25 protein-coding genes and 1 riboswitch are annotated in these 25556 nt (G+C 62.3%); of the genes, 21 read left to right on the forward strand and 4 right to left on the reverse strand.

The genetic code is table 11. The annotated features are described in order from the left end of the window. The first annotated feature begins 1 nt into the window (after position 1). From cobN to cobJ, 5 genes are read left to right on the forward strand one after another with little or no spacing between them, the layout of a single operon-like run. On the forward strand, positions 2-3295 hold the full coding sequence (cobN, locus tag ACR0C5_RS03330; protein WP_480874526.1) for a cobaltochelatase subunit CobN: 3294 nt from the start codon (positions 2-4) through the stop codon (positions 3293-3295). Then, positions 3292-4413, forward strand: a complete 1122-nt coding sequence (locus ACR0C5_RS03335) for a cobalamin biosynthesis protein CobG (protein ID WP_480874529.1) — start codon at positions 3292-3294, stop codon at positions 4411-4413. Before cobN ends, ACR0C5_RS03335 begins: the two co-directional genes overlap by 4 nt. Then, positions 4413-5042 (forward strand): precorrin-8X methylmutase, encoded by a 630-nt coding sequence (locus ACR0C5_RS03340; RefSeq protein ID WP_170770238.1) that lies wholly within the window; start codon positions 4413-4415, stop codon positions 5040-5042. Before ACR0C5_RS03335 ends, ACR0C5_RS03340 begins: the two co-directional genes overlap by 1 nt. Further along, positions 5039-5764 carry a precorrin-2 C(20)-methyltransferase gene (locus ACR0C5_RS03345; protein ID WP_170770236.1) on the forward strand — a complete coding sequence of 242 codons (726 nt, stop codon included), beginning with the start codon at positions 5039-5041 and terminating at the stop codon, positions 5762-5764. Before ACR0C5_RS03340 ends, ACR0C5_RS03345 begins: the two co-directional genes overlap by 4 nt. Next, the gene (gene cobJ, locus ACR0C5_RS03350; protein ID WP_480874533.1) at positions 5761-6513 is read left to right on the forward strand and encodes a precorrin-3B C(17)-methyltransferase; all 753 of its coding nucleotides are present in this window, start codon (positions 5761-5763) and stop codon (positions 6511-6513) included. The genes ACR0C5_RS03345 and cobJ overlap by 4 nt, the downstream gene beginning before the upstream one ends. Here cobJ and ACR0C5_RS03355 read toward each other — a convergent pair. Continuing rightward, a complete protein-coding gene (locus tag ACR0C5_RS03355; RefSeq protein ID WP_170770232.1) occupies positions 6486-7235 on the reverse strand; it encodes a cobalt-precorrin-6A reductase in 750 nt (249 codons plus the stop codon). The genes cobJ and ACR0C5_RS03355 overlap by 28 nt on opposite strands. Between ACR0C5_RS03355 and cbiE the strand changes: the two genes are divergently transcribed. The 9 genes from cbiE to ACR0C5_RS03400 all read left to right on the forward strand — a co-directional run bounded on the left by cbiE (position 7234) and on the right by ACR0C5_RS03400 (position 14085). Next, the gene (cbiE, locus tag ACR0C5_RS03360) at positions 7234-8433 is read left to right on the forward strand and encodes a precorrin-6y C5,15-methyltransferase (decarboxylating) subunit CbiE (RefSeq protein WP_480874537.1); all 1200 of its coding nucleotides are present in this window, start codon (positions 7234-7236) and stop codon (positions 8431-8433) included. The two genes, ACR0C5_RS03355 and cbiE, sit on opposite strands and share 2 nt — an antisense overlap. Next, positions 8430-8798 carry a cobalamin biosynthesis protein gene (locus ACR0C5_RS03365; protein WP_170770228.1) on the forward strand — a complete coding sequence of 123 codons (369 nt, stop codon included), beginning with the start codon at positions 8430-8432 and terminating at the stop codon, positions 8796-8798. The genes cbiE and ACR0C5_RS03365 overlap by 4 nt, the downstream gene beginning before the upstream one ends. Next, positions 8795-9589: a precorrin-4 C(11)-methyltransferase gene (gene cobM, locus ACR0C5_RS03370; protein ID WP_480502661.1), complete on the forward strand. Its 795-nt coding sequence runs from the start codon at positions 8795-8797 to the stop codon at positions 9587-9589. The genes ACR0C5_RS03365 and cobM overlap by 4 nt, the downstream gene beginning before the upstream one ends. Next, positions 9582-10910, forward strand: a complete 1329-nt coding sequence (locus tag ACR0C5_RS03375) for a cobyrinic acid a,c-diamide synthase CobB (protein ID WP_480874540.1) — start codon at positions 9582-9584, stop codon at positions 10908-10910. The genes cobM and ACR0C5_RS03375 overlap by 8 nt, the downstream gene beginning before the upstream one ends. Beyond that, positions 10907-11635, forward strand: coding sequence for a uroporphyrinogen-III C-methyltransferase (gene cobA / locus ACR0C5_RS03380; protein ID WP_480502663.1), 729 nt, complete (start codon positions 10907-10909; stop codon positions 11633-11635). Before ACR0C5_RS03375 ends, cobA begins: the two co-directional genes overlap by 4 nt. After that, positions 11628-12371: a precorrin-6A synthase (deacetylating) gene (cobF, locus tag ACR0C5_RS03385; RefSeq protein ID WP_480874543.1), complete on the forward strand. Its 744-nt coding sequence runs from the start codon at positions 11628-11630 to the stop codon at positions 12369-12371. Before cobA ends, cobF begins: the two co-directional genes overlap by 8 nt. A 43-nt stretch (positions 12372-12414) precedes the next feature. Then, a riboswitch (cobalamin riboswitch) is annotated at positions 12415-12620 on the forward strand. Positions 12621-12656: 36 nt separating this feature from the next. Next, the gene (locus ACR0C5_RS03390; protein ID WP_170770220.1) at positions 12657-12821 is read left to right on the forward strand and encodes a CbtB domain-containing protein; all 165 of its coding nucleotides are present in this window, start codon (positions 12657-12659) and stop codon (positions 12819-12821) included. A gap of 4 nt (positions 12822-12825) precedes the next feature. After that, positions 12826-13524: a CbtA family protein gene (locus ACR0C5_RS03395; RefSeq protein ID WP_480857667.1), complete on the forward strand. Its 699-nt coding sequence runs from the start codon at positions 12826-12828 to the stop codon at positions 13522-13524. A gap of 66 nt (positions 13525-13590) precedes the next feature. Next, positions 13591-14085, forward strand: a complete 495-nt coding sequence (locus ACR0C5_RS03400) for a hypothetical protein (RefSeq protein WP_170752354.1) — start codon at positions 13591-13593, stop codon at positions 14083-14085. On the opposite strand, the gene ACR0C5_RS03405 is transcribed toward ACR0C5_RS03400, so the two are convergent. Further along, positions 14082-14438, reverse strand: coding sequence for a DUF1636 family protein (locus tag ACR0C5_RS03405; protein WP_480857669.1), 357 nt, complete (start codon positions 14436-14438; stop codon positions 14082-14084). The two genes, ACR0C5_RS03400 and ACR0C5_RS03405, sit on opposite strands and share 4 nt — an antisense overlap. 127 nt (positions 14439-14565) lie before the next feature. On the opposite strand from ACR0C5_RS03405, the gene ACR0C5_RS03410 reads away from it, so the two are divergent. The 7 genes from ACR0C5_RS03410 (at position 14566) to mdoH (ending at position 24058) form a co-directional block, all read left to right on the forward strand. After that, complete coding sequence (locus ACR0C5_RS03410; protein WP_170770214.1) at positions 14566-15024, forward strand: DUF302 domain-containing protein; 459 nt, start codon at positions 14566-14568, stop codon at positions 15022-15024. 78 nt (positions 15025-15102) lie between these two features. Continuing rightward, the gene (locus tag ACR0C5_RS03415; protein ID WP_480874548.1) at positions 15103-16722 is read left to right on the forward strand and encodes a thiamine pyrophosphate-binding protein; all 1620 of its coding nucleotides are present in this window, start codon (positions 15103-15105) and stop codon (positions 16720-16722) included. Further along, entirely contained in the window at positions 16709-17893 is a 1185-nt protein-coding gene (locus ACR0C5_RS03420) for a CaiB/BaiF CoA transferase family protein (protein ID WP_480874551.1), read from the forward strand. Before ACR0C5_RS03415 ends, ACR0C5_RS03420 begins: the two co-directional genes overlap by 14 nt. A 180-nt stretch (positions 17894-18073) precedes the next feature. Continuing rightward, positions 18074-19444, forward strand: a complete 1371-nt coding sequence (locus ACR0C5_RS03425) for a tetratricopeptide repeat protein (RefSeq protein ID WP_170770208.1) — start codon at positions 18074-18076, stop codon at positions 19442-19444. Positions 19445-19479: 35 nt separating this feature from the next. Then, positions 19480-20697, forward strand: a complete 1218-nt coding sequence (locus ACR0C5_RS03430; RefSeq protein ID WP_480857679.1) for an OpgC family protein — start codon at positions 19480-19482, stop codon at positions 20695-20697. Beyond that, positions 20694-22193 carry an OpgD/OpgG family glucan biosynthesis protein gene (locus tag ACR0C5_RS03435; RefSeq protein WP_480874553.1) on the forward strand — a complete coding sequence of 500 codons (1500 nt, stop codon included), beginning with the start codon at positions 20694-20696 and terminating at the stop codon, positions 22191-22193. The genes ACR0C5_RS03430 and ACR0C5_RS03435 overlap by 4 nt, the downstream gene beginning before the upstream one ends. Further along, entirely contained in the window at positions 22190-24058 is a 1869-nt protein-coding gene (mdoH, locus tag ACR0C5_RS03440; RefSeq protein ID WP_480874556.1) for a glucans biosynthesis glucosyltransferase MdoH, read from the forward strand. Before ACR0C5_RS03435 ends, mdoH begins: the two co-directional genes overlap by 4 nt. Here the strand turns inward: mdoH and ACR0C5_RS03445 are convergent, their stop codons facing one another. Both ACR0C5_RS03445 and ACR0C5_RS03450 read right to left on the reverse strand, forming a co-directional pair. Beyond that, complete coding sequence (locus tag ACR0C5_RS03445; protein WP_480874559.1) at positions 24059-24883, reverse strand: CE1 family esterase; 825 nt, start codon at positions 24881-24883, stop codon at positions 24059-24061. Beyond that, a complete protein-coding gene (locus ACR0C5_RS03450) occupies positions 24880-25353 on the reverse strand; it encodes a rhodanese-like domain-containing protein (RefSeq protein ID WP_480874562.1) in 474 nt (157 codons plus the stop codon). Before ACR0C5_RS03450 ends, ACR0C5_RS03445 begins: the two co-directional genes overlap by 4 nt. Positions 25354-25556 lie beyond the last annotated feature (203 nt).

The raw sequence follows: 25556 nt of genomic DNA on the forward strand, positions 1-25556 counted from the left end.
CATGCACGTCGTCTTCCGCGAAAGCCACGGGTTAGAGGAATCTGAGACCCCAACCGATCTGGGCCAGAGCCCGGCGGATTTGGTGGTGCTGTCGTTCTCGGACAGCGACCTTGGTGCTTTCGCGGCAGGCTGGCATCGCGGTGGCGGGCCTGACGGTCGGATGCCGACCCTGCGACTGGCCAATCTGACGGCGCTGAAACACCCTCTGTCCGTTGACACCTATGTGGAACAGACGTTGGAGGGCGCTAAAGGCATCCTGATCCGTCTGATCGGCGGAGTGCCCTATTGGTCCTACGGACTGCAGCAGGTTCTATCGCTTGCGCAGACCAAAGGGATTGCTGTGGCCGTGCTGCCCGCCGACGGGCGCGAGGATACGCGACTGGATGAGTATTCCACCCTGCCCGTCTCCACCCTGCGCCGCTTAGCGCACCTGTGTGACACCGGCGGCGAGGTTGCAGCACAAGCCGCTTTGGCACAGATGGCACTGGCAGCGGGGCTCTATGCGGGTCCGGTGATGGGGGCTAAATCCCTGCCCGACTGCGGCGCATGGTGCCCCGATCGCGGAGTGATTCCGGCGGAACAGGCGTTTTCCGGTGACTCAAAACGCGTCGTGGTCAGTTTCTACCGCGCTTACCTGACCTCGGCCGACACAGCCCCCGTGGCCGCCCTGATCCGTAGCCTGCGCGCGCGCGGCTTTCAGGCCGTGGGCCTGTTCGCCCCTTCCCTGAAAGCGCCATCCGCCGCCGACTGGCTGCGCGACACCATCGTATCGCTGGCCCCGTCCGCGATCATCAACGCCACGTCCTTCTCGGGCAAAGGCGCGTCGGGTACCTCGCCTTTGGACGCTGCAAATGTGCCCGTCTTCCAGGTCGCACTGGCCACTTCGCGCCGCAAGGCGTGGGCCGAGGCAGAACGCGGCCTCTCCCCCACCGACCTCGCCATGCATGTGGTGCTGCCCGAGGTGGACGGGCGTATTTCAGCGGGCATCGCCTCGTTTAAGGAACCGGGCAAACGCGACCCGCATCTGGAATATTCCCGCTTTGCCCACCGGGTCGAGGAGGAACGGATCGAGGCCATCCTTGACCGTGTGACCGGCTGGCTGAACTTGCAAGGCAAACCCAAATCCGATCAGGTGCCCGCGCTGGTTCTGTCCACCTATCCCGGCAAAGACTGGCAGATGGCCCATGCGGTGGGCCTCGACGCTCTGGCCTCGGCTGAGGCGATGCTGTCCGACCTGCAAGCCGGGGGCTATGATACCGCCCCTGCCAAACCAATCGCTGATACGCTGCTGAACGCCCGGATCGCATGGCCGCTGGCCGAGTATCAGGCCGCGCTTGCGGACCTGCCCGAACAGCTGCGCACCGACTTGCATACGGTTTGGGGCGCTCCCGAGGATGACCCCGCTTACACCGATGGTGCCTTTCACTTCACCGCCCTGCGTCGGGGCAAGGCTCTGGTCGCCTTGCAACCTGAACGCGGCACGCCCGAGTTACGCGATGACGACTATCATGACCTGTCGCGCACCCCGCGCCACAGCTATGTCGCCTTTTACCTTTGGCTGCGTAAAAGCTTGAATGCCGATGCGCTGATCCACATCGGAGCCCATGGCACGTTGGAATGGCTGCCCGGCAAATCCGTGGCGCTCTCAGCCGGTTGCTGGCCCGAGGCGCTGATCCGCGACCTGCCAGTGATCTACCCCTTCATCGTCAATGACCCCGGCGAGGCGGCGCAAGCCAAGCGCCGGATCGGCGCGGTCACGCTGGGCCACATCCCGCCCGCTTTGAAAGAAAGCGGTACACCGGATCGGATGGTACGGCTGGAGTCCCTGCTGGACGAATTCTCGAACGCTGATGGTCTGGACCCCAAGCGCCGCGACCGTTTGCAAGAGGATATCCGGAATGAGGCTCAGGCCATCGGGCTGGAAAGCGATCTGGGTCTGGATCAGGCCACCTGCACCGCCGAGGCGATCACCCGCATCGACCGCTTTGTCTGTGACATCAAGGAAAGCCAGTTCGGCGACGGGCTGCACATATTTGGCCGGGTGCCAGAAGTGACCGGCAATTTCGACCCCGCGCCTTCCGCCCAGTCTGAACGCAACGCCCTAATCGACGCACTAGCCGGAAAGCGGATCGAGGCCGGGCCATCCGGTTCGCCCTATCGTGGCCGCTCGGACGTACTGCCTACCGGACGGAACCTCTATACCACCGACCCGCGATCCGTGCCCACGCGCGCGGCTTATAGCCAAGGCGTGAAACTGGCCGAAGAACTGGTGCGGCGTCACCTGCAAGAGGAAGGCGACTATCCCAAAGGGCTGATCGTTGACCTCTGGGGCTCGGCCACTATGCGCACGGCGGGTGAGGAATTCGCCATGGCGCTGCACCTGCTGGGCGTCAAACCCGTCTGGGACAAGGGGTCAGAGCGGGTCTCAGGCATCGAGGTTCTGCCCATCACCGACCTCAGTCGCCCGCGTCTGGATGTGACGCTGCGGGTCTCGGGCCTGTTCCGCGACGTTTTTCCGACGCTATCGGCGCTATACGGTCAGGCGATCCGGGCCTTGTCGGCGCGCGATGAGGCGGCCGACTGGAACCCCTATGCCGGTCAGGAACCCGCCGCCCGCGTCTATGGCCCAGCCCCCGGCAGCTATGGCGTGAACATGACACAATTGTCCGAAATTTACACCGACGAGGCGCGCGCGCAGGCAGGTGAGGCATGGCTGGACGCCAGCTCTTATGCCTTGGAAGGCGAGCATATCGCGCAGGACAAGGACGGCATCACCCAGCGCGTCGCCAGCGCCGACAGTTTCGTCCACCTGCAGGATTTGACCGAGACCGACCTGCTACTGGCCAATGATTACGCCACGCATGAAGCCGGATTTGCCGCCGCCAAAAAAATCACAGGCGGCTCGGCGCAGCTGTATCATCTGGACAACACCAACCCCGACACCCCGCGCGCGCGGACCCTGCCCGAGGAAATCAGCCGCGTGGTCCACGCCCGCGCTGCCAACCCCGGCTGGATCGCCGGGATGCAACGCCACGGGTTCCGGGGCGCGGCCGAGATCGCCGCAACGCTGGATCACATGGCCTCGTTCGCGCATTTGTCGGGCACCGTCGCACCGCATCTGTTCGACCTCTACCACGATGCCACGCTGGGCGACGCCGAGGTCGACGCCTTTCTGGCCGAGGCCAACCCCAAGGCGCATCAGGCCATGCAGGACCGGTTCCGCGCCTTGCTTGAGGCGGGGTTGTGGAACACGCGCCGCAACTCGATTCGCGCCGATCTGGAGGGGCTGCGATGAGTGCGCCCATCGTTCAGGGCTGGTGCCCCGGTGCGCACCGCCCGATGATGTCGGGCGACGGGCTGGTGGTGCGGGTGCGGCCGAGGCTGGCCCGTCTGACAGCTGAGCAGGCCATGGGTCTGTGCGATCTGGCCGAGCATTTTGGCAATGGCACCATCGACCTAACCAACCGCGCCAATCTTCAATTGCGGGGCGTGGCTGAGGGCGATCATCAGCCCATGTTGGCCGAACTGGCCGCGCTGAACCTGCTGGATGCAGAGCCGGGGATCGAGGTGCGCCGCAACATTCTGGTCTCACCTCTGTACCTAGCCGGAGACCTGACCGCTCGGCTGGCGCAAGAGCTTATTGACCGGCTGGCCGAACTACCCGCCCTGCCCGCCAAGTTCGGCTTTGCCATCGACACCGGACCTGAGCGCCTGCTGGCGGGGGATTCAGCCGACATCCGGCTGGAAATAAGCCCTGAGGGTTTGATCTTGCGTGCCAATGGGGCAAACACCGGACGTTTGGTCCAGGAATCGGAAGCCATCGACCTGCTGATCGCCTTGGCCGCATGGTTCTCCCAAAACTACACGCCCGAGAGCAGGCGCATGGCCGGAGTGGTCGCGGACTTGCCGCCGGAGTGGCAGGGCGCAGTTCCGGGATCTGTTGGCGCGCCGCTGCAACCCGGCCTCTGCGATCAGGGAGCGCTCTATGGTGCAGCCTTTGGGCAACTGCCTGCGCGGGCCCTGAAAGGCCTGATCGCGCAAAGCGGGGCCGATGCCCTGCGCGTCACCCCGTGGCGCTTGATCCTGTTGGAAGGCGGGGCGGCGATACCCGCCCCGGCCTTTGTCACAGACGGCACCGATCCGCTGATGACCACCGACGCGTGCCCCGGCGCGCCATATTGCCCGCAAGCGCAGGTGGAAACCCGCGACGTCGCCCGTGCTTTGGCCGCACGCGTACCGGGCAGCCTGCATGTCTCGGGCTGCGCCAAAGGATGCGCGCGCATGGGCCTGGCCGATGTGACGCTGATCGGCAATGCCGGACGATTTGATCTTGTCAAACAGGGCCGCGCGGGGGATGAGCCCTGCCAGACCGGCCTGACCGAAGAAACACTGATGAATATGGACTTCACCTGATGCCCTATACTTATGAAACCGATGGCGCTGCGATCTATAAGGAAAGCTTTGCCACCATCCGGTCCGAGGCTGATCTTGCCAGGTTCGACGCCGACGAGGAACAGGTCGCCGTCCGCATGATCCACGCGGCCGGCATGGTGGGGCTTGAAGAGTTCGTGCATTTCTCGCCCGGTTTTGTGGCCGCCGCCCGCACTGCAATGGAAGCCGGCGCACCCATCCTGTGCGATGCGCGCATGGTCAGCGAGGGCGTGACCCGGTTCCGTCTGCCCGCCGACAATGAGGTGATCTGCACACTGCATGACGAACGCGTGCGCCCGCTGGCCGCTGAGATGAGCAACACGCGTTCCGCCGCTGCGCTGGAGCTGTGGCGTCCTCATCTGGACGGCGCCGTTGTCGCAATTGGCAACGCTCCTACCGCGCTGTTCCATCTGCTGAACATGCTGGAAGACCCCGACTGCCCACGCCCCGCCGCCATTATCGGCTGCCCCGTGGGCTTTGTCGGCGCGGTCGAATCCAAAGACGCCCTGTGGGAGGCACAGCCAGTGCCCTCCTGCATCGTCAAGGGCCGCCTGGGCGGCAGCGCCATCACCGTCGCCGCCATCAACGCCATCGCGAGCCGCGCGGAATGAGCGGCACAATCTATGGCGTGGGCCTCGGCCCCGGCGATCCCGACCTGATGAGCGTCCGGGCCGACCGCCTATTGCGCAACGCGCGTCATGTGGCGTTTTTCCGCAAGCCCGGCCGCAGTGGACAGGCGCGCAAGATCGTCAATGGGATGATACCTGAAGATGCCGTCGAATTCCCGATGGAGTACCCGGTCACAACCGAGATCCCAGTGAGCGATCCGCGCTATAACGAGCTGCTCTCGGCGTTTTACGAAGACTGCGCCGCGCATCTGAAGGCTCTGTCCGAACAGGGCGAAGACGTGGTGGTCTTGTGCGAGGGCGATCCGTTTTTCTACGGCTCTTTCATGCATCTTTACAACCGGTTGCGCGACGAATCTGATGTCGAAGTCGTGCCTGCCATCACCGGCATGTCGGGCGCGTGGACAGCGACCGGAGACCCGATCACCTGGGGTGATGACGTGCTGACCGTACTGGTGGGTACTCTGCCCGAGGACGATCTGGCGCAGCGCATGGCACAGACAGACGCGCTGGTCGTGATGAAGATCGGGCGCAATATCGACAAGGTGAAGCGCGCGCTGAAAACGGCGGGCCTCTATGACCGCGCGTGGATCGTGGAATTTGCGCAAATGCCGAACCAGACGGTGACGAAACTGTCTGAGGCTTGTGAAAAGGTCACACCCTATTTCTCGATCATCATCGTGCACGGTCAGGGGCGCAGGCCATGAGCGGCTGGGTCAAGATCGCCGGTCTTGGACCGGGGGATGAGGCGCTGGTGACGCCCGAGGTGACTGCCGCTTTGGCCGAGGCCACAGATGTGGTCGGCTATATTCCCTACGTGGCCCGCGTGGCCGAGCGCCCCGGCCTGACACTGCACTCCAGTGACAACCGCGTCGAGATCGACCGCTCGCAGCACGCGCTGCAAATGGCGGCTGAGGGCAAACGCGTGGTCGTTGTGTCCTCGGGCGATCCCGGCGTGTTTGCGATGGCGGCGGCTGTGTTTGAGGCGCTAGAAGATGGCCCGTCCGAGTGGCGCAATATCCAGATTGATGTGCTGCCGGGGATCACGGCGATGTTGGCGGCCTCGGCCCGTGCGGGCGCGCCAATGGGGCATGATTTCTGCGCCATCAACCTGAGTGACAACCTCAAGCCATGGTCATTGATCGAAAAGCGTCTGCGGCTGGCCGCGCAGGCGGATTTCTCGATGGCGTTTTACAATCCGCGCTCGAAGTCCCGCCCCGAGGGCTTTGTAAAGACGCTGGAAATCCTGCGCGAAGAATGCGAACCCGAACGGCTGATCCTGTTCGCCCGCGCCGTATCCCGCGCGGATGAGGCCATTCGGATTTCGACACTGGCGGAGGCCACACCCGAGATGGCAGATATGCAGACGGTGGTCATCGTCGGCTCGTCCCGCACCCGCGTGATCGAACGCGACGGCGCGCCCATCGTCTACACGCCGAGGTTCACGCCAGAATGAGCCAGCCAGTCCAGAACCTGAGCAACGCTCGACAATTCGACCCGCTGCGGCAGGGCCGGACGGTCGATCATCAGCACCGGCAGGCCCAGCGCCCGCGCCGCGTCCAGCTTGGCGCGCGCGCCAAGGCCGCCTGCGTTCTTGGACACGACCAACTGGATCCCATGGCGCTGCATCAGCGCCTGATCATCGGCCAGAGTGAATGGCCCGCGCGAGACAACCACGTCGCAGTTCGGCAACGGCAGAGCACCCGGTTCATCGACCAGCCGCAACAAGTAACGATGCTGAGGCTGGGCGGCGAACTCCTCAAGATGCATCCGGCCCACGGCCAGAAACACCCGCTGTGGCGCGCCGGACAGGGCGGCCACCGCGCCGTCGATATCCGGAACATGCTGCCAGTCGTCCCCATCCTGTTCCACCCATGCCGGGCGGGTCAGCGCGGCCAGAGGCACGTCGGCCTTATGGCAGGCGGCCACCGCGTTGGCGCTCATCTGGGCGGCAAAGGGGTGCGTGGCGTCGATCACGTGGGTGATCGCGTGATCGCGCAGGTAGGTGGTCAGGCCGTCCACGCCTCCGAACCCGCCCACGCGCATCGGCAACGGCTGCGGGCGCGGGTTATCAACGCGGCCCGCATAGGAATAGGTCGCTTGGATGCCCCGTTCGGCCACGGTTTTAGCCAGGGCGTTGGCCTCGGTCGTGCCGCCAAGGATCAGGAGGTGTGTCATGCATGAAGCTCCGTGGCTGACCGTTCTGGGCCTGGGTGAGGATGGGCTTGATGGCCTGTCGCCCGCAAGCCGTCAAGTGCTGGAGCGCGCCGAAATCATCATGGGTCCACCGCGCCATCTGTCGCTGATCCCCGATAGTACGGCCCAGAGGGTCGAATGGCCGGTGCCCTTTGCCGATGGTCTGCCCGTGCTGACGGGGTTCCGGGGGCGGCCCACTGTCGTGCTGGCCTCGGGCGATCCGTTCTGGTTTGGTGCCGGATCGGTCATCGCGCGCAATTTCGAGGCTGGGGAATGGACCGCCCTGCCCGGCCAGTCGACCTTTTCCTTGGCCGCCGCGCGGCTGGGCTGGCCGCTGGAGGCGACGCTGACTTTCGGCTTGCACGCCGCCCCCCTGACGCGGCTGCGACCGCATCTGTCGCCAGGCCTGCGCGCCATTCTGTTGCTGCGCAACGGGGCTGCGGTGACGGAACTGGCGACCTACCTGACCGAAACCGGCTTTGCCGACACCCGCCTACACGTGATGGAAGCGCTCGGCGGCCCTCGTGAACGTTCCCGCAGTGTGTCCCTGACCGAGGCGCTGCTGGGCGGGTTCGATCACCCGGTCTGCGTCGCGCTTGAAGTCGCAGGCGAGGGTCGCGCGCTGCCCAAATCCTCAGGCAAGCCGGATGAGATATTCGAGACCGACGGCCAGATCACCAAACGCCCTGTCCGCGCCCTGACCTTGTCAGCGCTGGCCCCGCATCGCGGTGAGCATCTGTGGGATATCGGAGGCGGCACCGGCTCGATCAGTATCGAGTGGTTGATGTGCGATCCGACCCTCACGGCCACCACGATTGAACCCCGCGCGGACCGGGCCGAGCGGATTCGTCGCAATGCCGATGCGCTGGGTCAGGATCGGCTGACCGTCATCCACGGCACTGCGCCCGATGCGCTGGACGGGTTGTCCCTGCCGGATGTGGTGTTCATCGGTGGAGGTCTAAGCGCCGCGCTGCTGGACTGGCTGTATGCCACTTTGCCCGCTGGTACCCGCTTAGTCGCCAATGCAGTGACACTGGAGAGCGAGGCGTTGCTGGCGCAGTGGCATGAGAAACGCGGCGGCGATCTTTTGCGGATTGAATTGGCGCAGGCTGCGCCATTGGGGCCGCGCCGGGGTTGGAAATCCGGCTATCCGGTGGTGCAGTGGAGCGTCACGCTATGATCGTCGCGGGCCTTGGCTTTTCCTCCACCGCGACGGTGGACAGTCTGCGCGCGGCCTTTGCGGCTGCCGCCTCTGACCACCCCGTCAGCGCCTTGGCGACCGTCGCGGACAAAGAGGGCCATGCTGCGCTTGCAGAATTCGCAGCCGTAACCGCCCTGCCCCTGCATTTCATCGCGCCCGCCGATCTGGCCGGGCAGCGCACGCTCACCTGCTCGCCCCGCAGCCGCGCCAGTTATGGCACCGGCAGTGTGGCCGAAGCATCCGCCCTTGCCGCCGCTGGATCTGGCGCGCGGCTGCTTTCACCACGACAGATATCAGACGACCGGCTGGCCACCTGCGCCATCGCCATCGGAGGACAAAAATGACCGTTCATTTCATCGGCGCCGGACCGGGCGCTGCCGACCTGCTGACCCTGCGCGGGCGCGAAATCATCGCGTCCTGTCCCGTGTGCCTCTATGCGGGCTCGCTGGTGCCCGAGGAAATCCTTGGCCACTGCCCCGAGGGAGCCAAGATCATCAACACCGCGCCGATGGATCTGGATCAGATCATGGCCGAGATCGATGCCGCCCATAAGGCTGGTCAGGATGTGGCCCGCCTGCATTCGGGCGATCTGTCGGTCTGGTCCGCCATGGGCGAACAAATCCGCCGGTTGAAAGAGATGGGTATCCCGGTCAGCGTCACGCCCGGCGTGCCGTCCTTTGCCGCGGCAGCCGCGGCCTTGGGCACGGAACTGACACTACCCGGCCTCGCGCAATCGGTGGTGCTGACCCGCACGCCGGGCCGCGCGTCTTCGATGCCCGAGGGTGAGACGCTTGAGAACTTCGCCCGCACCGGCGCAACGCTGGCCATTCACCTGTCGATCGGCAATTTAGACAAGGTCATCGCCGACCTGACCCCGGCCTATGGGGCCGATTGCCCGGTGGCCGTTGTCTATCGCGCCAGCTGGCCCGATGAACGCATCATCCGTGCAACGCTGGAGACGCTGAAAGACGCGCTGGACGACGGCATCGCCCGCACCGCGCTGATCATGGTCGGCCCAGCGCTTGCGGGGGAAGGGTTCGACGAAAGCTGTCTGTATTCCAAGGATTACGACCGCCGCTATCGCCCGCAAAGCGCCGACAGCCCGTGGTCCAGCTGGAGCCCCGAGGATGAATGACGCGATGACTAACCCTCCGGGCCTTCTGATTTCTGCACCGTCCTCGGGCACCGGCAAGACCACGGTCATGCTGGGCTTATTACGTGCGCTGGCCGAGGATGGGCTGACCGTTCAGCCTTTTAAAAGCGGACCAGATTATATCGACCCGGCCTTTCACCGGGCGGCTGCGGGGCGTGCCTCGTTCAATTTGGACAGCTGGGCCATGGGAGAGCCTCTGTTGGACGCCATTTCTGCACAGGCCGAAGGCGCGGATATCGTGGTCGCCGAGGGCTCAATGGGGCTGTACGACGGCGTCGCCAAGCCCGGTGAACTGGGTCATGGGTCCAGTGCGGAAACCGCGTTACGGATGGGTTGGCCGGTGGTGCTGGTGCTGGATGTGGGCGGTCAGGCGCAATCGGCGGCGGCGACGGCCCTGGGCTTCAAAATGTATAACCCCGATCTGCCCTTTGCGGGCGTGATTCTAAACCGCTGCGCCAGCCCCCGGCACAAGCGGTTGACGCGGTTGGGAATGGAACGCGCGGGCCTGCCGGTTCTGGGCGTGCTGCCCCGTCGTGGAGACCTGACCCTGCCCGAGCGGCATCTGGGCCTGATCCAGGCCGTTGAACATCCCGATCTGGAAAGCGCAATTGTGGGCTATGCCGCGTTTCTGCGCGAACATGTCGATCTTGAGGCGATCAAGCGGGCGGCGTCCTCAGGCCCGAATGGGCCATCGTCCGCCGCGCTGCCGCGCCCTCCTGCACAACGGATCGCGCTGGCCCGCGATGCGGCGTTTTCGTTTACCTATCCGCATTTGCTGGAAGGCTGGCGCGCGGCTGGGGCCGAGGTGCTGCCGTTCTCGCCCTTGGCCAATGAAGCCCCTGCGGCGGATGCCGATCTGGTTTGGTTGCCGGGCGGATATCCTGAGCTGCACGCAGGCATTCTGGCCGCCGCATCCGACTTTCAGGAAGGGTTGCGGAACCACGCGCAAACCAAGCCCGTGCATGGAGAATGCGGGGGTTATATGGCGCTGGGACAGGCTCTGATCGACAAAGAGGGTGTCTCGCATCAGATGGCCGGGTTGTTGGGGCTGGTGACGTCCTATGAAAAGCGCAAGTTCAATCTGGGCTATCGTCGCGCCGAACTGCTGGCCCCGATGCCCGGCTTTGCCGTAGGCACGGGCCTGCGGGGGCATGAGTTCCACTATTCCTCAATCATCGAGCAACCTGACGCGCCTTTGGCCCGTGTGTTTGACGCAGAAGGGGCCGAAGGGCCGCAGACCGGATCGGTGCGTGGCAACGTGACCGGCACGTTCTTTCACCTGATCGCGGAGGCCTCAGTATGAGTGGGTTTGTCTCGTTCATCGGCTCAGGTCCGGGCGATCCGGAATTGCTGACGCTCAAGGCCGTAGATCGGATGCAAAAGGCGGATGCGGTGCTGTTTGATGACCTCAGCAGCGGGCCGATCTTAACCCATGCGCGCGAGGATGCCGATCTGGTGGGCGTGGGCAAACGGGCGGGTCGCCCCTCGCCCAAGCAGGACCATGTCAGCCGGTTGTTGGTGGATTACGCCCTGACCGGGCAGCGGGTCGTGCGGTTGAAATCCGGCGATGGCGGCATGTTTGGACGTCTGGAAGAAGAACTGGTTGCCCTGCGCGCGGCTGGGATCGAATACGAGATCATCCCCGGCATCCCCTCAGCTGTAGCGGCGGCGGCGGCGGCTGGCATCCCGCTGACCCGTAGGCTAACCGCGCGACGGGTGCAGTTTGTCACCGGCCATGATGTCAGCGGCAAACTGCCCGAGGACCTGAACCTGCCCGCGCTGGCCGACCCGGATGCGACCACCGTCGTCTTCATGGGCAAGCGCACCTTTCCTCTGCTGGTCGAAACGCTGCACGCACATGGCCTGCCGCTGGAAACGCCAGCACTGATGGCCGAATCCGTCTCGACCCCCGAGCAGAAGCTGCATCGCAGTACTGTAGGCGCGCTGTCCAATAAACTGGCGGACGAGATAGGCACCGCCCCGGCGCTGATCCTTTACGGCCCGCTGGCAGAGTTTGACGATGTTTGACCTGACCTTGATCGGCATCGGCACCGGGAACCCTGACCACGTGACCTTTCAGGGCGCGCAGGCGATCCGCTCGGCGGACCTGATCCTGATCCCCCGCAAGGGCGAGAATAAGGCCGATCTGGCCGGGCTGCGCGAAAAGATCATTGCGCAGGTGACCGACACGCCGCCGCAGATCGCCTATTTCGACATCCCCAAGCGCCGGTCCGACGACGGATATCTGCGCGGGGTGGATGAATGGCACGACGCGATTGTATTGCGCTGGAGCGAGGCAATCGCCGCCCATCCTGGAGCACGACATGTAGCTCTACTGATCTGGGGCGATCCGTCGCTTTATGACAGTTCACTGCGGATTGCAGAGCGGCTGGACCCTCAACCGACGACGCGGGTGATCCCTGGCATTACAGCGCTGCAGGCGTTGACGGCTGCCCACGTGATTCCGATCAACGATCTGGGTGCCCCCTACATCGTGACCACGGGGCGGCGGATTCGCGACGAAGGGTGGCCGGACGGTGCGTCAAACGTGGCGGTAATGCTGGATGGTGAGTGCTCGTTCCAACATCTTCAGATGGCAGATTATGACATCTGGTGGGGGGCGTACGTGGGCATGAAAGAGGAAATTCTGATCAAGGGGCCCTTGGCTGAGGTTGCGCAGCAGATTCTGGACACCCGTGCAGCTGCGCGCGCCGATCACGGGTGGATCATGGATATTTATCTTCTCAAAAAGTGCGTGAACTGACCAAATTGGTCGCGAATGGTGATTGCGCCACGCGGGTTTTGAAGGCTAGATGAACCCGTCTGGTCCCGTCGTTCACAGCGACGAGCTAAGAGGGAATGTGGTGCGATCCGAGTTGATCCAATCCACAGCCGCCCCCGCGACTGTAAGCGGTGAGTCTTGCTCAACCAGCCACTCCTGAATTTTCAGGGGGAAGGCGAGCACAGGCCCTGACCCGCAAGCCAGGAGACCTGCCAGGCGTGATTTGAAACACCGGCCGTCGGGTGCGACGGCACAGGAGAATTGAAAATGACAACACAAACACAAACCGCCTCGCGCGCTGGTATCCTGCCGGTCATGTTCGCTGTGGTTCTGGGTCTTGGCATCATTTCGGTGACTGGCCACGTTCAGGCCGCTGCCCTGCATGACGCAGCCCATGACGTGCGTCACGCAACCGGCTTCCCCTGCCACTAAACCCATGTTTAGCCGTATCCTGACCAGCGCGTTGTTCGCTGGTGCTGCAGCGGGGCTGATTGCCGCCTTGCTGCAGTTGGTCTTTGTGCAACCTGTGTTGCTGCACGCGGAACTGTATGAATCAGGCGAATTGGTCCATTTCGGCGGTGACGTCGTAAGTGCTCACCCCGAGCTGCCGGGAATGTTCTCAGACCTGTTCCGCGATGCGCTGAGCGTCATTTTCACGATGCTTATCTATACCGGTTACGCGCTGATGATGATTGCGCTGATGTCCGTGGCTGAGGGCAACGGCCACAAGATTGACGGGCGCACCGGCGTTTTGTGGGGGCTTGCGGGGTTCGTTGCCGTGCACCTCGCACCCGGATTCTCGCTCGCGCCAGAAGTGCCCGGCGTGGCAGCAGCCGATGTCGCTGCGCGTCAAATCTGGTGGTTTGCGACCGTCGCAGCAGCAGGTGTTGCCATGTGGCTGATTGCCTTTGGCGGCACCCTGATCAGCTATGTGATCGCAGCCGCTCTGCTGTTGGCCCCACATCTGATCGGCGCGCCCGAGCCGGACGTGTTCACCGGCCCCGTTCCGACCGAGATCGGCGCGCTGTTTGCCGCACGCGCTTTTGGCATCGGACTGGTAGCCTGGGTTCTGGTCGGGGCATTCGCCGGGTACTTCTGGCGATATGAAAGCCAGCGTGCCGAAGCTGCGGCCTGACAAGCACGCTTATGAACACGCCGAGACCAGCTCGGCGTGTTTGCTACTACCATCAAGGAACATAAAATGGCACGCTCACTTGCCCTGTTTGCAATCGGCATAGTTTTTGGCAGTGGTGCAGGATTTGTGGTTGCGGCTGCAAATGGCGTTACTTTCGACGGCCATGACCATGGCGATCCTGCACATCACAGTTCATCTCACGCCGAGGCAGCCGCACACGATCATTCGACTGCCATCAACCTGCCTGCTGGCGCTGATGCTCCGGGGCTTGAGATCGCTCTTACGCCCGATCCTATGGCGGGTTGGAACCTGCATGTCATGCCGCAGAACTTTCGGTTCTCACCACAAAATGCCTCAAAGACCGATGTCGACGGCGAGGGGCATGCACATGTCTACGTAAATGGAGAGAAACTGGCCCGGCTGTACGGTAACTGGATGCATATCGACCATCTGCCGCAGGGCGAAGTCGAAGTCTCGGTCTCTCTGAACGCAAACAGCCACAGCCCGCTGATGGTCGACAACATCCCCGTCAGCGCGGCGGTCACACTACAGGTCGACTAAAGCGCCGGGATACGCGCCCGCAAACACATCCGGAGCCGCCCGCAAGGCCGGGCGTCTTCGATCCAGCCTTTGGGGCTTTCCAGATAGGTCCGGCAGGTCGCCACGATATCATCGGCGTCCGAAGCGACATCGACCCCTGAAAACACATATGTCGCCCCGCCATCGGCCTGCAGCGCGATGGCCACGGGTTCTGCACATCCGCTGAAACAGGCGTGCTGATCGACCGAAACCCGCCCCTCAATCCCCGCGCGGGTCAGGGCGGATTCGACAGCTTTGACCTCGGCTCCGCAATCGCGGGCACCGGCACAGGACGAACATATCAACAGGCGCATCTGATCCAATTCGGAACTCATCGGGTGGCATTTGCCTGTTTCTGAGGGTTTCCAACCGCAGGCGCAATCGAGAAAACGCACAAGATTGTGAGTGCGCCCTGTCCCGCTTTCTGGCATCACTGTCGCAACCCCGAAACAGGAGGCCCAGATGAAAGCCCTTTGGACTGCGATTGCCCTGATTGCGACCCCTGCTTTGTCAGACGAGCCCCTGTCGGGCTGGGCCAGCTACGCAACCGACAAAAGTTACGACGCGTTGGTTGCCGACACCAAGGATGCCATCAAAGCCAATGGTCTGATCGTCGTCACGCAGGCAGGCCCGACCAACGCCGCCGCATCGCGCGGGATCACTATCCCCGGCAATCGGGTCATTGGTGCCTTCAACAACGACTATGCGGTGCGCGTGCTGGAAACATCAGTGAACGCGATGATCGAGGCGCCGATCCGCTTTTATGTCACCGAGAACGAGGACGGCACCGCCACCCTGTCCTACAAGACTCCCAGCTTTGTCTTCGCGCCCTATGTCTATGAGGGCGGAGACCCCCTGCGCGAGATCGCTGAGGAGCTGGATGGCAAGTTTCAGGCTGTGGCTGAAACAGCAGTCAAATAGTCACACTGGCGTGATCCGCCTTGCGTCTGGGGCCGTCCTCCGCAATCTGCTGTGAAACAGTTTTTCGGAGCATGACTTATGCAAGACCTCTCGCCCCGCGCAGCGGACCTTCTGGCCCAACGTTTGTACGAGGCCGGATGTCGCCACGCCTTTGGAATGCCCGGTGGTGAGGTTCTGACCCTTGTCGATGCGCTGGAACAGGCCGGGATCACCTTTCACCTGACCAAGCATGAAAACGCCGCCGGTTTCATGGCCGAGGCCGTGCATCACCGCGATGGCGCGCCTGCCATTCTGGTTGCCACCCTTGGCCCCGGTGCGATGAACGGGATCAACGTGGTCGCCAATGCCTTGCAAGACCGTGTGCCGATGATCGTGCTGACCGGATGCGTCGATGCCGATGAAGCGCTGACCTATACCCATCAGGTAATGGATCACGCACAGGTCTATCGCTCAATCACCAAGGGGACGTTTACACTGACCGCCAAAGGCGCAGACATTATTGCCGATAAGGCGGTTACGTTGGCCAATCAGCCGCGCCCCGGTCCGGTGCATATCGACGTGCCGATCTCGGTCGCGGATACCCGCGTGTCGGGCGTGAAACCGCGCCGCCGCGCCAAGATTGCCACTGTGTCCCCCGCAGGCGACTGCGTCGAGAAAGCCCGCCGTTGGGTGTCTCAGGCCGAACGGCCCATCGCAATTGTCGGGCTGGATGTTCTCTATGACGACTCGCGCAATGTGGTGCAGGCATTTCTGGAGCACTTCGACATCCCCTTCGTGACGACCTACAAGGCCAAGGGTGTGGTGCCTGAGGATCACCCTTTGTGCCTGGGCGGCGCGGGCCTGTCGCCGTTGGCTGACAAACATCTGGTTCCGCTGGTCGAACAGGCCGATTTGGTGCTGTGTCTGGGCTATGACCCGATCGAAATGCGCCCCGGCTGGCGTGAGATCTGGGACCCTGAGGAAAAGCGTGTGATCGACGTCTCGGCCGTGCCCAATGACCACTACATGCATCAGGCGGGGCTGAATCTGGTCGCGCACACGGGCGAGACGTTGGAGGCCATTGCCAAAGGCACCCCGTCGCGCAAGACATGGCCGGGCGGCGAGCCCGCACAAGTCAAAGCCGCTTTGGCGCAGGCGTTTCCCACGGATGACGACTGGGGGCCCGCGGCGGTGATCGCCGAAACCCGTGCTGCCCTGCCCGCCAACACGCTGGCGACCGCCGACAGCGGCGCGCATCGTATTTTGCTGAGCCAGATGTGGGACTGCTCCGAGGAACGCGGTCTGATCCAATCCTCGGCCCTGTGTACCATGGGCTGTGCCGTGCCGATGGCGATTGGCCTGAAACTGGCCGAACCCGACCGCCCTGTGATCAGCTTCTCGGGTGATGCCGGGTTCCTGATGGTTGCCGGAGAGCTTTCGACAGCAGCCGAGATGGGGGGAAACCCAATCTTTCTGGTCTTTGTCGATGCAAGCCTTGCGCTGATCGAGCTGAAACAGCGCCAGCGCCAGATGGGCAATACGGGCGTGGATTTCCACCGCCACGACTTTGCCGCCATGGGCCGCGCGTTCGGCGGAAACGGCCTCACGGTGCGCAACCGCGAGGAGCTGCGCGCGGCGCTGGACGCGGCGGTCAAGGCCGACAGCTTTACCGTCATCGCCGCCGAGATCGACCGTGGAGGCTATGATGGCCGGATCTGAGGGGCCGCTGACGGGCGTCAAGGTTCTGGACCTGTCCCGCATTCTGGCAGGACCGACCTGCACGCAATTGCTGGGCGATCTGGGCGCCAACGTGATCAAGATCGAAAACCCGGCAACCGGCGGCGATGATACTCGGCAGTGGGGTCCACCTTATGTGACGGACGCAGATGGGAATGCATCGGACCTAAGCGCTTATTTCATGTCGGCCAACCGCAACAAGAAATCTGTTGCCATCGACATCACCACCCCCGAGGGTCAGGCGGAAATCCGACGCATCGCCTCGCACGCGGACATTCTGATCGAGAACTTCAAACCCGGCGGGCTGGCGAAATACGGCTTGGATTACAAAACCTTGTCGCAGGAATTTCCCAGCCTCGTTTATTGCTCGATCTCGGGTTATGGGCAGGATGGGCCGAACGCATCGAAACCCGGGTATGACCTGATGGCGCAGGGCTATGGCGGGATCATGTCGCTGACCGGCGACCCCGAAGGCGCGCCGATGAAGGTGGGCGTGGGCATCGCTGACGTGATGTGCGGCATGTACGCGACCGTCGGTATTCTGGCCGCGCTACGTCACCGGGATCAAACAGGTGAGGGCCAGCAGATCGACCTTGCGTTGGTCGACGCGCAAATTGCATGGCTGATCAATGAGGGCGTGAATTACCTGACCTCTGGCGACGTCCCTCAACGGCGCGGAAATGGGCATCCGAATATCGTGCCCTATGACGTCTATCAAACGGCAGACGGGCACGTGATCCTGGCGGTTGGCAACGACAGCCAATTTAGACGGTTCTGTGACTTCATCGGGCAGCCTGCCCTGGCGGACGATCCCCGTTTCGCGACCAACCCATCACGTCTGGAACATCGTGATGCGCTGAATGCAATTCTGCGCCCAGCCGTGCAAAACTATGACACTGAAACCGTCATTGCCGAGCTTGAGGCGCGCAAAGTGCCTGTGGGCCCGGTGCAGACGTTGGATCAGGTTTTTGCCACCGATCAGGTCGCCGCAAGGCAGATGCAGATCGCCATGCAAGCCGACCCGGCACAGGTGAATCTGATCGGAAATCCACTGAAACTGTCCAAAACGCCTGTAACATATCGCAGTGCTCCACCGACCTTTGGCGCGGACACTCAGGCCGTTCTGAACGCCGAAAACCCGTTTGAAGACTGAAACACAATGCCTAATTCGGCGGCATGTTGCTGAAACATGCCGTTGAATCGGCGGTTTTTTTCACGTTTTGCACACACAGCATTTCACCAATTCGAGAGGTCGGTCGATACTGATACGACCCCGCTAGAGTCTCTGGTAAGTCGAATAATGTACTAATTCTCAACGGATCGGACCACGAGCATGAAACAAGACGTTTTCGGACAGATGAACACCCTGAGCCATTCGGCAAGCGCCGAGGCATGGGATGGCGTGCTGCTCGGGTTCATGGCGCATGCGGCGGTGACGCCTCAGCATCTGGGAAAAGTCTTGGAGCTTGAGCCCGATTTTGCCCTGGGCCATGCGATCAAAGGTCTGTTCATGGTTCTGCTGGGCCGCCGCGAGATGATGCCAGTCGCCGTCGAAGCTCTGGCCGCGGCCAATGCCGCGATGGAGCGTCAACCGGTAACCGCACGCGAACGCCTCTATGTGCAGGCGTTGGAGCTGTATCTGGCCGATCTGCCCTCGCAAGCCGTTCAGAAATTCGAGGAAATCCTGCGCGCCCATCCGCAAGACTCGCTGGCGATGAAGCTTAGCCATGCCACCCGCTTTGTTCTGGGCGACGCCGAAGGCATGCGTCGCTCGATCGAACGTGTGATGCCGGCGTATGAGCCTGATCACGCGGGCCGTGGATATCTGTTGGGCTGCCATTCTTTCGCGCTGGAAGAAACCGGCGCCTATGAGAAGGCCGAGATTGCAGGCCGTCAGGCGCTGTGGATGGTGTCAGATGACGCATGGGGCCTACACGCGGTGGCCCACGTGCATGAGATGACCGGTAACGCACAGTTGGGTCTGGATTGGCTGGCCGGGCGCGAGGACGCCTGGGCGCATTGCAACAACTTTCGCTATCATGTCTGGTGGCACAAAGCACTGATGCATCTGGATCTGGGACAGGTCGATCAGGTGATGGAGCTTTATGACAACTACATCCGTCAGGACAAGACCGACGATTACCGCGATATCTCGAACGCGACCTCGTTGTTGTCCCGTCTGGAGCTTGAGGGGGTAAATGTCGGCAATCGTTGGGAAGAACTGGCCGACCTGAGCGCCAATCGCACCGAAGACGGCTGCCTGATCTTTGCCGACCTGCACTATCTCCTGGCCCTCACTGGCGATAACCGGGACGAGGCGACCGGAAAGATGCTGAAACGCATCCAGAAAGACGCCCAGCGTAATCAGGGCGACACCCCGATCCGCATGTCCGATCCGGGCGTTGCAGCAGCCAAAGGGTTGGAAGCATTTGGCGACGGCCTGTACGGCCAAGCCTTTGATTTCCTTTCTACAGCACGTGACGGAATGCAACTTGCAGGTGGCAGTCACGCGCAACGTGATGTATTCGAGCGCATCACAATTGATTCCGGCCTGCGCGCCGGGCGTCTGGATGCAGTCGAGCGCATCCTAGATGACCGCCGCGCAAAACGAGCCGGTGGCGAGGACAATTACGCCCTTGCGCGCCGCGCATTGATCGACGCGGCACGCGATGACGGAGACGCACAAAGCGTTCCGGCTGAATAACAAAAACAAAAAGACCAAAGAAGGACAGAACACGTATGGCGACAGCATCGCCCGCTTCTGATTTTGCGCCTGTGGCAGCTCAAGTAGCCGCCCCTGCCCGCGTGCGCGACCCACGGCTGGATTTCTATCGCGGCATCGCGATGTTCATCATCCTGATCGCACACATCCCGAACGACCCCTGGGCCAGATGGATTCCAGCGCGGTTCGGCTATTCGGATGCAACCGAGATTTTCGTATTCTGCTCGGGGATGGCCTCGGCCATTGCGTTTGGTGGGGCCTTTGCCCGCAAGGGTTGGTGGATGGGAACGGCTCGCGTGGCGTTCCGCATCTGGCAGGTCTACTGGGCGCATATCTGCCTGTTCTTCTTTGTGGCCATGTCGATGGCGGCGCTGGACCAGACAGGTTTCTTCGAGAAAACATATATTTCCTCGCTGAACCTCCAGCATTTCTTCAACGATCCTGCGCCACAGATGGTCGGTCTGTTCACGCTGACATACGTGCCGAACTACTTTGACATCCTGCCAATGTATCTGGTGGTTTTGGCGCTGATGCCCGTTTACATGGGCCTATACCGCGTCGGGTTCTGGGCCGTGGCCGCCACGTCGATTGCGATTTGGCTGGTGGCACAAACTGGCGCGCTGGCCCTACCGGCCGAGCCTTGGTCGGACCGTCAGTGGTTCTTCAACCCCTTCGGCTGGCAGTTGCTGTTCTTTACCGGCTTTGCCTTCATGCGCGGGTGGATCCCTGCCCCGCCCGTATCGAAAACCCTGATCTGGGCTGCCGTGCTGTTCCTGATCCTGTCGGCCCCGTTTGGATCTTGGAAGGTCTTTACCTGGATCAACAATGCCGCGCCTGAATTGGGTGCCGTGCTGCGCAAGGGCTGGCCCTTGACCTCGGAACTGCGGGGCAAGACCGAGTTTGGCCTGCTGCGCTATGTCCACTTCCTCTCACTGGCCTATCTGGGCTGGGTCGTCGCGGGTGAGCATGGCCATCGCCTGATCGCAACCGGTCAGGGTGCAGCTGCGAAAGTGTGGGAATTCCTGCTGACCGTTATCACCAAGGTCGGGCAGCAATCGCTGGCGGTTTTCGTCTTTTCCATGGCAGCAGCGCGCCTGATCGGCGTTGGACTGGACCTGAGTGGGCGGGATGTTGCCAGCGTCTTCATCGCCAACATGATTGGCTTTGCCATGATCATCGGCGTGGCCTATCTGGCCGGTTGGTTCAAGTCACAGCCTTGGAAGTCTAAAAAATGAATTTCACACGTCGCGCATTTCTGGCCTCAACTTCGGCGCTTGCTTTCGCTCCGGCCACCTTTGCAGCCGGGGGCGAGGTCCCCTTTGACCGCAACGATGTGATCGCGCTGGCTCGGGAACTGGCCAGCCAACCCTATGCTGAGCGTGAGATGGTTCCGCAGGAATGGCAGGACCTGACGTATCAGCAGTATCGCTCGATCCGGTTCCGGTTGGACCGTGCGCTGTGGTACGAAACCCAGACGCCGTTCAATGTCGATTTCTTTACGCCGGGCTTGTACTTCCCGCGCACTGTTAAGGTTTCAACGGTCGAGGACGGGATGACCACCCCGGTTACGTTCGATCTGTCGATGTTCGACAAATCCGAAGACGTGCCGACCCTGCCCATCGACGACACGCTGGGGTTCTCGGGCTTGCGCCTTCGCACCGAAATGCACCGCCCCGGTAAGACCGATGAGTTCTGCGTCTGGCAAGGCGCCAGCTATTTCCGCGCCATTGGTCTGCACGAGGTTTACGGGCTGTCCGCGCGTGGTCTGGCCCTGAAAACCGGCGATCCGGATGGGGAGGAGTTCCCGGAGTTTATCCGCTTCTGGCTGGAACGCCCCAAACCCGGCCAGCGCAACATGGTCGTCCACGCGCTGATGGACAGCCCCAGCGTGTCCGGGGCCTATCGGTTCAACGTCACCGCCGGGGCCGACTGCATCATGGATGTCGAAGCAACACTTTTCCCCCGCGAAGAGCTGCCCCATGTGGGCATCGCGCCCGGCACCTCGATGTTCCTGTTTGACCAGACCAACCACAGCCGGTTTGACGATTTCCGCCCCGCCGTTCATGACAGCGATGGCTTAATGGTTCGCAATGGCGCGGGTGAGGTGCTGTGGCGGCCTTTGGCCAACCCTACCCGCCTGCAGATTTCGTCGTTCGTGGATACGAACCCACGCGGCTTTGGCCTGATGCAGCGGAAACGCAAGTTCTCGGACTATGCGGATCTTGAGGCGAATTATCACAAGCGCCCCGGCCTGTGGGTGGAACCAAAGGGCGATTGGGGAAAAGGCACCGTGACGCTGGTCGAGATTCCGGCGGATCAGGAAATCTACGACAACATCGTCGCCTATTGGCGCCCGGCCGAGCCCTATGCCGCGGGCAGCCAGATCGACATGTCCTATCGTTTGATCTGGGGCGAAGAACCCCAGCGCACACCCATGCCACGCGTGATCAACACCGCGATGGGCGACAATACCTTCGGCGAAGGACGTCTGGCAGTGATCGATTTTGAGGCCTCGGACCTGTTCGATGACCCCGATGCGATGACCATCTTTGTTGACTCGCCCCATGCCGAGACCTCAGACGGCGTGCTGCAACGCAATCCCGATACCGGCGGCTTGCGGCTGGCATTCTCGTTCCAGCCGGGCGAGCGGAACCACGTGGAGCTGCGCGCACAGCTTCTGAAGGACAAACAGCCCGCCTCTGAGGTGTGGCTCTACCGTTGGACCACATGAGCCGCGATCTGCATATCATGCCGCCCGAGGCCCCTCTGGCGATGCCCGCGCAGGATTTCAGCGCCGGGTTTCGGGATGCACAGGTACCGAATGGCAAGCGCGCCTCGGCCGGGTTCTGGCGCGCGCTGGCCTTTTCGCCTGCGATGGCGGCCACTTTGGGGCTGCTTTGGGTGATGTCCGACTGGTTCGGGGCCGAAGGGATCAATCTGATCGAAGGCATCCTGCTGGCGCTGATCTCGTTCAATTTCTTCTGGATTTCTTTCACGGTCTGCACCGTGCTGCTGGGCATGGTGTCCCTTTCGCGGCAGGAACAGCCGAAACGCGAAGGCCGTCCACAGCCATTGCGCGTCGCCCTGTTGACCCCGGTCTATAACGAGGTGCCGTGGAACGTGCTGGGCAATGCCCGCACCATGCTGGAAGACCTGCGCAAGCGCGGTGGACAGCATCACTATGCCATGTTCATCCTGTCCGACACGCGTGACCCCGAGATCGCCGCGCAAGAACAGGCCAGTGTCGAGGCTCTGCGCACGACCCTAGCGCCGGGTCTTGAGCTGTATTACCGCCGTCGTCCTGAAAACACTGACCGCAAGGTGGGCAATATCGCCGATTGGGTCAGCCGCTGGGGGGCTGATTGGGATGCGATGCTGGTGCTGGATGCCGACAGTCTGATGACCGGTCGTGCCATCACCCGCCTGACCGACGCTTTGGCACGCGACCCCGGTGCCGGTCTGATCCAGAGCTACCCGCAGCTAATCGGCGCGCAATCGGTCTTTGCCCGGATGCAGCAATTTGCCAACGGCGTCTACGGCATCGCCTTTGCCGAAGGTCTGGCCCGTTGGTGCGGGCAAGAAGGCAATTATTGGGGCCACAACGCCATCATCCGCACCCGTGCCTTTGCGTCCAGCGCGGGTCTGCCCAAGCTGCGCGCCTTCAATGGTCAGGAAAAGCTGATCATGAGCCACGATTTCGTCGAAGCAGGCCTGCTGCGCCGTGCCGGATGGGCCGTGCGCTTCCTGCCCCGTATTCGCGGGTCGTATGAAGAGACGCCCCCTACGCTGATCGACCACGCACTGCGGGACCGGCGCTGGTGTCAGGGCAACCTGCAACACCTGAAATTGCTGGGCTCGACCGGGTTTCGTGCGGTGTCTCGTTTCCACATGTTCCACGGTGCGGTCGGGTATCTGATGTCGCCGCTATGGTTTGCTCTGCTGGTGATGTGGGCGCTGATCGGTCAGGGTGAGGACGCCTCGGTCCTGTATTATTTCAGCCCCGACAATCCACTGTTCCCGCAATGGCCCGAGATGTCGGAAACCCGCCATGTGCTGATCATTCTCGTTATGTATGCCATGTTGCTGGCCCCCAAGGTGCTGGGCGTTCTAGCCCTGCCGCTCAGCGGTGTGCGCTATTCGGATTTTGGCGGCGGCTTCAAATTCCTGACCTCGTTTTTGTCCGAGGTTATTCTGTCGATCCTCTACGCGCCGATCCTGATGGTGCAACAGATGATCGCCGTGTTCCGCACCGCATTCGGTGTACAAAAGGGCTGGTCCCCGCAGGCACGCGACGGGGGCAGCTATGGGCTGCGCACTCTGATCCTATGCCACGTGGTAGAGACCGTGAGCGGCGTCGCCCTGAGCGTCGGGATACTGTCCGGCTTGGTTTCGATCTGGCTGGCCCCGATAGCGATCAGCCTAGCCTTCGCGATCCCGCTTTCTGCACTCAGCGGAGTGTCTTCGGGCCCTGCGCGCCGCATGGTCGGGATGAAAGAGGATGTGAAGGAGCCCGCGATCACACGCTCGGCCCGCCGTCACAGAGACGAGTTGAAGCGCTTGATCGAAGGGCGCGGCGTAATGACCCCGGCAGAGTGATCAGCCGCCGGGCAGGCCTTCGTACCAGTCCACCATCATGTCCGCCCACCCTTTGGGCACCGTGTGTCCGCCAGGGAACAGCGCAAATTCCAGTGCACTGCCATCTGCGCAGCCGCTCCAATACCGGCGCATAAAAGGGCCGGTCGTCGAAAACCCGCTGGGTTTGGTATCGACGCAGCCATTGGCGATGCGCCAGATTTCCAGCCCAGCAAAGATATCACCCTGATGGAACCGGCCACCGCCCAGCAAACGCCCTTCGAGCGGGACCACATTGTCGGTCCAGCCATGGGTGTGAAACATTCGGATCGGCCCTTCGCAGGCCTCAGGGTGAGGTCGCCAGAACCCGCCTGATACGGGCACATAAGCCGAAAACGTCTCGGGCGCATCGCAGGCCAGATAGTTGACCATGAACCCACCGGCCGAGAAACCACCCAGAATAACCCGCTCGGCATCAATCCCGAACTTGTCAGCGGCGTCCTGAACAACCTCGGTCAGGAAGGCGGTTTCATCCCTGTCGCCGAAGCCGGGATAGAAGTTCCAGCTTTTGACACCGGGGCGATTGGCGCGCTCAAGCCCCTCGGGCGCCATCACCGCATAGCCTCGCGACAACAAGGGTTTGACCATGCCGCGGTTCTTCATCGTACCGGTTCCGCTGCCGCCATAGCCGTGCAGGAAAACTACCAGCGGCGGATTTTCCGCCTTAGGCAGTTCGATGTGGTATTCGCCCATTTCAGTGCTACAGGCACCGTCCTGATCAGCGCAGGCGGCATGGGCCGACTGCCCGGCGATTGTGGCCACGACAGCCAGCATGGCGGCGCGGATCATTGAACGGCCTCCTCATAAGTTCCAACCGGCAACCCCGACCGGACCCAACCGGGCCCTGCGGCCGAGCCTAGCATCCCTTCGGGTACATCGATGATATTGGTAAAGCCTGCTTCGCTCAGCCGGTTGCTGAGCCGCGCGGACCGAACCCCGCGCGCGCAGATCAGAGCAATAGGCGCAGACCTGTCGCCGTCGGTCAGTTGATCCAGCGCCTGAACAAAATCATCACGGCGCATGTCCAATGGATAGGCACCCTCACCCACGCCTGTCGCATCCCACTCGCGCGGGGTTCGAATATCCAGCAACAGCACGTCGCCCGACACGGCCTGTTCATGCGCCGCCTGCACACTGAGATGCTCACCCGCATAGCTGGGCGGGATCAACCGGTATTCCCGGATCGCAAAACCCGCTGCAACGGCGGCCCCGCCGCCGAAAAGAATCCACCTGCGGGTGCGGATCGTCTTGTCTGGCACGTCGTGCCCTCCTGTGTGGTCAGATACGTATTACCATATTGAACACCGCAAATCCGCGTTCAATTCAGAGAGCCGGATCAAGTTCATGTCAGGATTTTTTCAAAAACCGCAATTTGGCGACATCAGTAGGTCAAACAGCGGTACTTGCAATAGCTGGACAGTTCGAAAATTATCCTTACAAAATCAGGGTTATCTTGACCGCC

This window comes from Ruegeria sp. N8 (assembly GCF_056531325.1).

Bases quoted from the DNA above. Each gene is read 5' to 3' on its own strand.
- cobF (WP_480874543.1), top strand. From the start codon at position 11,628: ATGTTTGACCTGACCTTGATCGGCATCGGCACCGGGAACCCTGACCAC.
- ACR0C5_RS03425 (WP_170770208.1), top strand. From the start codon at position 18,074: ATGAAACAAGACGTTTTCGGACAGATGAACACCCTGAGCCATTCGGCA.
- cobM (WP_480502661.1), top strand. From the start codon at position 8,795: ATGACCGTTCATTTCATCGGCGCCGGACCGGGCGCTGCCGACCTGCTG.
- ACR0C5_RS03375 (WP_480874540.1), top strand. From the start codon at position 9,582: ATGAATGACGCGATGACTAACCCTCCGGGCCTTCTGATTTCTGCACCG.
- ACR0C5_RS03340 (WP_170770238.1), top strand. From the start codon at position 4,413: ATGCCCTATACTTATGAAACCGATGGCGCTGCGATCTATAAGGAAAGC.
- ACR0C5_RS03405 (WP_480857669.1), bottom strand. From the start codon at position 14,438: ATGAGTTCCGAATTGGATCAGATGCGCCTGTTGATATGTTCGTCCTGT.
- ACR0C5_RS03395 (WP_480857667.1), top strand. From the start codon at position 12,826: ATGTTTAGCCGTATCCTGACCAGCGCGTTGTTCGCTGGTGCTGCAGCG.
- ACR0C5_RS03345 (WP_170770236.1), top strand. From the start codon at position 5,039: ATGAGCGGCACAATCTATGGCGTGGGCCTCGGCCCCGGCGATCCCGAC.
- ACR0C5_RS03355 (WP_170770232.1), bottom strand. From the start codon at position 7,235: ATGACACACCTCCTGATCCTTGGCGGCACGACCGAGGCCAACGCCCTG.
- ACR0C5_RS03430 (WP_480857679.1), top strand. From the start codon at position 19,480: ATGGCGACAGCATCGCCCGCTTCTGATTTTGCGCCTGTGGCAGCTCAA.
- ACR0C5_RS03390 (WP_170770220.1), top strand. From the start codon at position 12,657: ATGACAACACAAACACAAACCGCCTCGCGCGCTGGTATCCTGCCGGTC.
- ACR0C5_RS03445 (WP_480874559.1), bottom strand. From the start codon at position 24,883: ATGATCCGCGCCGCCATGCTGGCTGTCGTGGCCACAATCGCCGGGCAG.
- ACR0C5_RS03400 (WP_170752354.1), top strand. From the start codon at position 13,591: ATGGCACGCTCACTTGCCCTGTTTGCAATCGGCATAGTTTTTGGCAGT.
- cobN (WP_480874526.1), top strand. From the start codon at position 2: ATGCACGTCGTCTTCCGCGAAAGCCACGGGTTAGAGGAATCTGAGACC.
- ACR0C5_RS03410 (WP_170770214.1), top strand. From the start codon at position 14,566: ATGAAAGCCCTTTGGACTGCGATTGCCCTGATTGCGACCCCTGCTTTG.
- cobJ (WP_480874533.1), top strand. From the start codon at position 5,761: ATGAGCGGCTGGGTCAAGATCGCCGGTCTTGGACCGGGGGATGAGGCG.
- ACR0C5_RS03420 (WP_480874551.1), top strand. From the start codon at position 16,709: ATGGCCGGATCTGAGGGGCCGCTGACGGGCGTCAAGGTTCTGGACCTG.
- cobA (WP_480502663.1), top strand. From the start codon at position 10,907: ATGAGTGGGTTTGTCTCGTTCATCGGCTCAGGTCCGGGCGATCCGGAA.
- ACR0C5_RS03335 (WP_480874529.1), top strand. From the start codon at position 3,292: ATGAGTGCGCCCATCGTTCAGGGCTGGTGCCCCGGTGCGCACCGCCCG.
- ACR0C5_RS03365 (WP_170770228.1), top strand. From the start codon at position 8,430: ATGATCGTCGCGGGCCTTGGCTTTTCCTCCACCGCGACGGTGGACAGT.
- mdoH (WP_480874556.1), top strand. From the start codon at position 22,190: ATGAGCCGCGATCTGCATATCATGCCGCCCGAGGCCCCTCTGGCGATG.
- ACR0C5_RS03415 (WP_480874548.1), top strand. From the start codon at position 15,103: ATGCAAGACCTCTCGCCCCGCGCAGCGGACCTTCTGGCCCAACGTTTG.
- cbiE (WP_480874537.1), top strand. From the start codon at position 7,234: ATGCATGAAGCTCCGTGGCTGACCGTTCTGGGCCTGGGTGAGGATGGG.
- ACR0C5_RS03435 (WP_480874553.1), top strand. From the start codon at position 20,694: ATGAATTTCACACGTCGCGCATTTCTGGCCTCAACTTCGGCGCTTGCT.